This is a genomic window from Pseudoselenomonas caprae (assembly GCF_008271345.1).
Classification (GTDB): domain Bacteria; phylum Bacillota; class Negativicutes; order Selenomonadales; family Selenomonadaceae; genus Selenomonas_A; species Selenomonas_A caprae.
On sequence record NZ_VTOZ01000049.1, the window covers coordinates 1 to 6178 of the forward strand.

The window sequence follows — 6178 nt, forward strand, 5'->3', positions numbered from 1 at the left end:
TATCAATAAAATAGTTTAATGCTTAATATAAAATTTAGCTAAGATGAAGTCGTCCACAGGACGACTTTTTTTCATATATAAGTAAACTAAGCAGGAGAACGAAATAATATGGAGAATTAAATAATGATAAGGTTAGCACTATTTTACCAAGATAGAAATATGAGTAAAGAATAAGAAAATTTTTTCGCAATGGATGGAAGAGGGGGCGAGGATGAAGCAGGGCCGTTTTGATGAACGTCTGGATGAGATTATAGTCCGGGCGGCTATGCGCCTGCAGGAAAGGATGCGGCTGGCCTATTTCCGGGGAAATCTGACCGGCTATCTGGAGCGGATCGGGCTGGCTGGTGAGATTGATCCGGAGCGGCTGAAACGCGGCAGCCTGCTGGAACTGCAGGATGAAGCGGCAATCATCATGGCGGCAAAGATTCGGCAGGCGCGCAGCAAGGGATATTTGAAGGAATGGATGAAAACGTTGAATATGCAGGAGCTTTTAGTCAGACATCCAGACTCTCCGCGCGGCAGCAGTGCCGCGGTGAAATCAAAAAAGCAGCCATCCTGCCCGCTGAATATGGTAAAAGGAAAACATGCTTCTAAAACGAGCAGTACCACAGAACGAAAGACATCCAAGCCACAATTTACCCTGATCCAATGAAGAAAGCAAGGGAAGTTGTGTATTGACAATCAGGGGGGGTTATTTTATTATTGAGTTGAACATGTTAAAGGAGGCGGCAGGATGCGGAAGAAAACGGAGCTGTCCGAAGATCATCTTAAAGAAGTGAGGCGGCGCGTACTCAACAGTACGAAAACATTGCTGGTTCAGTATGGTTACAAGCGCACTACGATTCGTATGATCGTAGAGAAATCCGGTGTCCTTATCGGCAGTATTTATTATATTTTTAAGAATAAAGAGGATATTTTCCAGTCGTTAATTTTGGAAATGGTACAGCATGGCATTGCCAAGATTGAGGAACGCTGTCCGGATGAAACGCCGGCCTTCCGTTTGGCGGCGATTTGTGAGCTGGAACTGAAAGAAATGGAAGCGGCGCCCATTATCCGGGATGTTTACAAAGAAGGATATGATTCCAATATCGTTTTTGAGCATATGGTCAGTCAGTTTGTTCTGCTGGCTCACCATATTTTTGATGGGACTGAGCTGGAGGCAACGGAAGCGGAATATTATGAACGGATGCTCCTGATAAAAGGAGCCATGCGGGCCTGTATTGCCGAGCTTTATTTTGAGCAGACGCATGACCATGTCAGAAGCCGGGCCGAGCTGATGGCACTGGCACTGAATTTGTTTCATGTGCCGTCTCTGGCTGTTCATCAGATTATCGCACGCATTGAGGAAAAAGAGGAATTGTGGCTGGCTATCGCCAATGATCTGGCGATGCGCCCTATCGGCGAGTAAAGGCTCTGCCGAAATCGGCAGACATTCTTTTTATTCTTTATTTGAACATATTCAATTAATGGAGGAATGGATTGATGAAACGGATTTTTGCTGTGGCTATTGTTTTATGGCTTATCGTTCTGAATTTTGGCTGTGGCAGGCAAAATTCAGAAGGACGTGTGGAATGGGGACGTGCGGATGCAAAGGAGATCGATGTGAATTCGAAAATTGCCGGGCGTGTTGTAGAGCTTTTCGTAAAAGAAGGCGATGAGGTAAAAGCCGGACAGGTGATCGCCCGGATCGACAAAAGGGATCTTGAGACGAAGAAAAGACAGTGCGAAGCCAATATCGAGGCGATTCGATCACAGCAACGCCAGTCTGCTGCTGTGACGGTCATGCAGTCTGGAACGGCACAGTCGGCGTTGGCTGCGGCCCGGTCGGCACAAGACAGAGCAGGTGCCGATTTATCTCAGGCAGAGGCCGATTATCAGCGTTATGCCGAGCTGGTTGCCAGTGGCGCGGTATCCCGGCAGACGTATGAGCAATTCCGGACGAAATATGAGGTGGCGCAGGCTGCTTATCAGCAGGCCGTCGCATCTGTGCGGCAGGCACAGGCTGGTCTTGGGCAGACGGCAGCGGATGAGGCGAATGAAGCAGTCATGGCGGGCAAATTACAACAGGCGCAGGCCGCTCTGCAGGAGGTAGAGGTTTCCCTCGATGAGACAGAAATTCGTGCTCCATTCGATGGAGTTGTTACGGAAAAATATGTGGAAGAGGGGTCGATGATTTCTACTGGCACACCACTCATTGCCGTCCAGGATACATCGGATAACTGGGTGGACCTTAAGGTACCGGAAACGCAGCTGTCCGATTATTTTGTCGGTCAGGATGTTAGCTTGATTGCTCGTGACGGAAAGACAAAAGTGGCGGGAACCATTACCGACATAAGCAAGAAAGCGGAATTTGCTACACAGCGTGCAACCAGCGAACGGGGTGATGCGTCGGATATCATAAGCTTTAATGTGAAGATACAGGTCAATGATCCGGCCCTGCGCCCCGGAATGAGATTCCGTCTGGCGGGGGGTGAGAAATGATGGGTGGAACATTCCAGGAGGTGTTTCTGGACTCTTTCCGCAGTTTGTTCAACGGGCGGGTGCCGCTCGCTGCGCTGCTTATCGGCGCGCCTTTAGGTTTTACGCTACTGTTCGGTACGATTTATAAAGAAAATGTAGTCAATTACATTCCTTTGGCTGTTTATGATGAAGATCAGAGCAGTTTGAGCCGTCAGTTTATCCAGTCTTACCGTGATTCTGACCGCTTTACCGTGACGGATTATGTAAGCACCGAGGAGGAGATGAGACAGACCTTGCTGGAGGGGCGGGCTTTGGCCGTGCTGGAGATACCGAGGGATTTCTCCCGGGATATTCATCTGGGACGCGGCTCCGATGCTATGCTTATGGTGAATTCTGCCAACAACATGTTTGGCAACGCCGCTTTGAGCGCATCACAGGAAATTGCGCGGAGTTTTTCTCTGGCGGTTTCTGCCAATTTGTTGGAAGCAGGCGGCCTGCTGCCGGCAGCTGCCTGGAACAATGCTTATCCTGTCCGATTAGGAGTTCGTATTACCGGGAATCCGGCGAATGGCTATACTTCGTTTATGCTGTCCGGCCTGATGCTTAACGGTCTGCAGATCGGCGTCATGGTCACTCTGGCACCGTTGCTCATCACGGAGCTTCTGAGACGGCGCTATGGGAAAAAATATCTTTCCTGGCTTCTGATTATGGCCGGGACGCTCCCTTATTGGCTGACCGCCATGGCGGGATACCTGCTGTCTCTTTTCGTCGTTATCGGACTTTTTGCGGTGCCAATGCGTGGGAGCTGGCTGGATGCCATGATTCTTGGCGGATCCTTTCTATTTTTTGTCTGTGGTGTCTTACTGCTTTTTTCTGCCTGCGTGCCTTCCCGGGAACTTTCCCTTCAGGCGCCAATGGTTTACATTATGCCGGGGCTCCTTTACAGTGGGCTTTCCTGGCCTGTCTTTGATATGAATAGCGTGGCGGCTGCTTTTGGCAGAATGCTGCCGATGACGTATGCCGGTGATGCGTTGCGCGATATTATGCTTTCCGGTTATGCACCGGAACTGGCTGGCAATATTATCATAATGACCGGCGGCGGTTTGCTTTGCGCTTTGCTGGCCGGAATGGTGTTCCATTGGCGTCGTCTGCGCAGCTGGAGAAAGGAAGGGGCAGAAACGTGAAACAGCTGATCTCGTTGTTTTGTTTGGAGATTCAGGAAATCCGTGGCGACCTTCGGCGTCTGACTTTCTTGTTTGGCGCGGCGCTGGCTTACCTTATTGTTTTTGGCATGCTCTATTTGCCCAATATCGTGACAGCGGTTCCCTGTGTCATTCTGGATGAGGATAATTCTTCGCTAAGCCGTCATCTGGTTCAAGATTTTGAGGCGAGTGACAGTTATCGGATTGTTGCCTATGTCAATACGCAGGAAGAGATGCGGCAAACCCTGCATGAAAAAACAGCGATTGCTGCGATCGATATTCCGCACGATTTTGCGAAAAAAGCGGGAACCGGAGGGTATGCAACCGTATTATATCTGGTCAATGGTTCAAACATTATTCTGACCAATATCACCAGCTCTGCTGCGCAGGATATTCTGACGGATTTTTCCAATCATCTGGCAGTCCACCAGACTGCTTTACGCTATGGAATGAGTGAGGAAACGGCATTGAGCTATATTGCCCCGGTTGCCGTACATCTGCGTGTTCTGTACAATGCGACGCAGGGATATATGCTTTTTTTCCTTCTTGGTCTGGCTATGGTCGCTTATCAGCAGGGCGTCCTTTTTGCAGTTGGGGCTTCCTCGCTATACGAAGCGGAGCATCCTGAAAACATGCAGGATGCTCCGGTATGGGCAATGATTCTGAGTAAAACAGTGATCTACTGGCTGCTGGGAATGGTTTCGTATGCGTTGGTAGCTGTTTTTGTCACACAGGGGCTTGGCATTGTTTTGCATGCATCGCCGGGAAGACTGGCTTTACTGGCAGGTGTTTTCTTGTTGGCGGTCATTGGCTTTTGCATCTTCTTTTCCGCATTCTTTTCCGCAGAACTGTCCTTTGTTCGTGCGGCCATTCTATATCCGGTTCCGGCGTTTATTCTTTCCGGATATACCTGGCCTGCTGAATCCATGGGAAAAGGCATGCAGCTGCTGTCACAATGTTTTCCGCTTACCCATTTTTCCAATACGGTGAGGGAGCTTTTTCTGATAGGAAGTTCCCCTCATTATGGAGAATGTGTCGGGAAACTTCTTCTGCTGGCACTGCTGTTTTTTGTTGCCGGTGGAGTACTGTACCAGCGGCGGCTGCGAATTTCACGGCAGAGAATGAAACCATGAGAACGCTCACTCTTCAAGAAGCGTTGCAATGACCCGGGTTTTCCCTTTGTCGGTTTTATTCGGAAAGAGCGAAGCATAGCAAAGTCCACCTCGCCGAACGGTGCGTAGATAGCACCGCTGAATGTATGAGATTGGCCAGATGGATCGCTGTTAATGAATTTTATACTGCTTTTGGCCAGATGAGAAATTTTTGCCTTTTTGGTCTTATAGACCGGGTCGGCACGATTTCCGTCTTTTCCATCGGAATTATAGGTTTCGGCATCGGTGGTGGAATATTCCGTATCGGTTGGAGAATAGATCAGGACAAGATTGTTGTTCGTATAATCATTGGACACATCAAAAACAATAGAGTCTCCTCCGTCCACGATAACATAGGTTAAATGACTGAGGGGACGGGTGAGCTTGAATTTATTACTATAGTAGCGAAGTTCTACGATCTGTCCGTCCCATTGGGAGAGATCGATTTCCGGATCGAACTGGGATACCTGTCTGGGAATCTGCCCATGATTGGTCTTGCTTAGGTTTCCATCAAGAGATTGATCTGGGATATAGATGCTTCGGCGGGCGCGAAGGCGGTTGATATGATCCTACCTGTTTGTACGTGTTGCTGGCGGCATCAGCGGCATTTTGAAGCCGGGATTTTTCAAGATACAGGCTCCCGCAGTCAACAGCCACACTGGTCAGGCCAAGCAGGAGTGGCAGAGTGAGAGCAGTCAGGAGAAGCATTGCGCCTTGTTGATTTTTAATGATGAGAAATAAAATGGAAAATAGCAAATATAGATGTCCACATTGCGGAAGTGATAACACGCGCTCTTTTTCAATCATATATAGTGAAGGTCATGGAACCGGAGTAGAAATACACAGAGAAATTGTGGGACATAACGTCCAATCAAAAGTTACCACATACGCTGATGGTCACAAAGAATCAAAAGTCGTCGGAAGTACTCCCGTTTATGGGAATGTTTCACATACAAATTCATATACATCTGATTTAGCACAATCTGTAGCCCCACCATCCCCTCCAACAATAACGCCAGATAAAGTGAGTGGTGCCGGTTCAGAAACCATAGGCGAATTAATAGGGGGAATAGGCTGCCTCGCTCCTATTATTGCTTTTCTTGTATGGCTAATAGTATCATTTGCAAACACATTTGGTTTTATCAACGTAGCAGATTTTTGGGATACAAGCTGGCATGGTGCATTTGAATTTATGAAAATAGTGGCCGAAGCTGTATCTGTTCTTATCGTTTTACATTGTATATATGATTATAAGAACAAAAAAATACATGCTGAAGAACAACGAGAAAACGCTAGGCAAAATATGGAAAAATATAGAAAAGCTAAAGCGGCTTGGCATCATTCATACCGGTGTTTACGGTGTGG

General features: G+C 48.0%; 7 protein-coding genes. 6 read left to right on the top strand and 1 reads right to left on the bottom strand.

The genetic code is table 11. The features are described 5' to 3' along the window. Window positions 1–211: 211 nt before the first annotated feature. The 5 genes from FZ041_RS14110 to FZ041_RS14130 all read left to right on the top strand — a co-directional run bounded on the left by FZ041_RS14110 (window position 212) and on the right by FZ041_RS14130 (window position 4795). Complete coding sequence (locus FZ041_RS14110; protein WP_149190031.1) at window positions 212–652, top strand: hypothetical protein; 441 nt, start codon at window positions 212–214, stop codon at window positions 650–652. Between the two features lie 81 nt (window positions 653–733). Next, window positions 734–1408 carry a TetR/AcrR family transcriptional regulator gene (locus FZ041_RS14115; protein ID WP_149190032.1) on the top strand — a complete coding sequence of 225 codons (675 nt, stop codon included), beginning with the start codon at window positions 734–736 and terminating at the stop codon, window positions 1406–1408. A gap of 74 nt (window positions 1409–1482) precedes the next feature. Next, entirely contained in the window at window positions 1483–2481 is a 999-nt protein-coding gene (locus FZ041_RS14120; RefSeq protein WP_149190033.1) for an HlyD family secretion protein, read from the top strand. Beyond that, entirely contained in the window at window positions 2478–3644 is a 1167-nt protein-coding gene (locus tag FZ041_RS14125) for an ABC transporter permease (protein WP_149190034.1), read from the top strand. The genes FZ041_RS14120 and FZ041_RS14125 overlap by 4 nt, the downstream gene beginning before the upstream one ends. Beyond that, entirely contained in the window at window positions 3641–4795 is a 1155-nt protein-coding gene (locus tag FZ041_RS14130) for an ABC transporter permease (protein ID WP_149172166.1), read from the top strand. Before FZ041_RS14125 ends, FZ041_RS14130 begins: the two co-directional genes overlap by 4 nt. Window positions 4796–5323: 528 nt before the next feature. Here FZ041_RS14130 and FZ041_RS14995 read toward each other — a convergent pair. Beyond that, window positions 5324–5620, bottom strand: coding sequence for a Tad domain-containing protein (locus tag FZ041_RS14995; RefSeq protein WP_149190035.1), 297 nt, complete (start codon window positions 5618–5620; stop codon window positions 5324–5326). Between FZ041_RS14995 and FZ041_RS14140 the strand changes: the two genes are divergently transcribed. Then, a partial coding sequence (locus FZ041_RS14140; RefSeq protein WP_187626396.1) for a hypothetical protein occupies window positions 5556–6178 on the top strand: 623 nt, incomplete at its 3' end. The genes FZ041_RS14995 and FZ041_RS14140 overlap by 65 nt on opposite strands.

Excerpts from the sequence above, each read along its gene's own strand:
- FZ041_RS14120 (WP_149190033.1), top strand. The coding sequence starts at position 1,483 with ATGAAACGGATTTTTGCTGTGGCTATTGTTTTATGGCTTATCGTTCTG.
- FZ041_RS14125 (WP_149190034.1), top strand. The coding sequence starts at position 2,478 with ATGATGGGTGGAACATTCCAGGAGGTGTTTCTGGACTCTTTCCGCAGT.
- FZ041_RS14995 (WP_149190035.1), bottom strand. The coding sequence starts at position 5,620 with ATGATTGAAAAAGAGCGCGTGTTATCACTTCCGCAATGTGGACATCTA.
- FZ041_RS14110 (WP_149190031.1), top strand. The coding sequence starts at position 212 with ATGAAGCAGGGCCGTTTTGATGAACGTCTGGATGAGATTATAGTCCGG.
- FZ041_RS14115 (WP_149190032.1), top strand. The coding sequence starts at position 734 with ATGCGGAAGAAAACGGAGCTGTCCGAAGATCATCTTAAAGAAGTGAGG.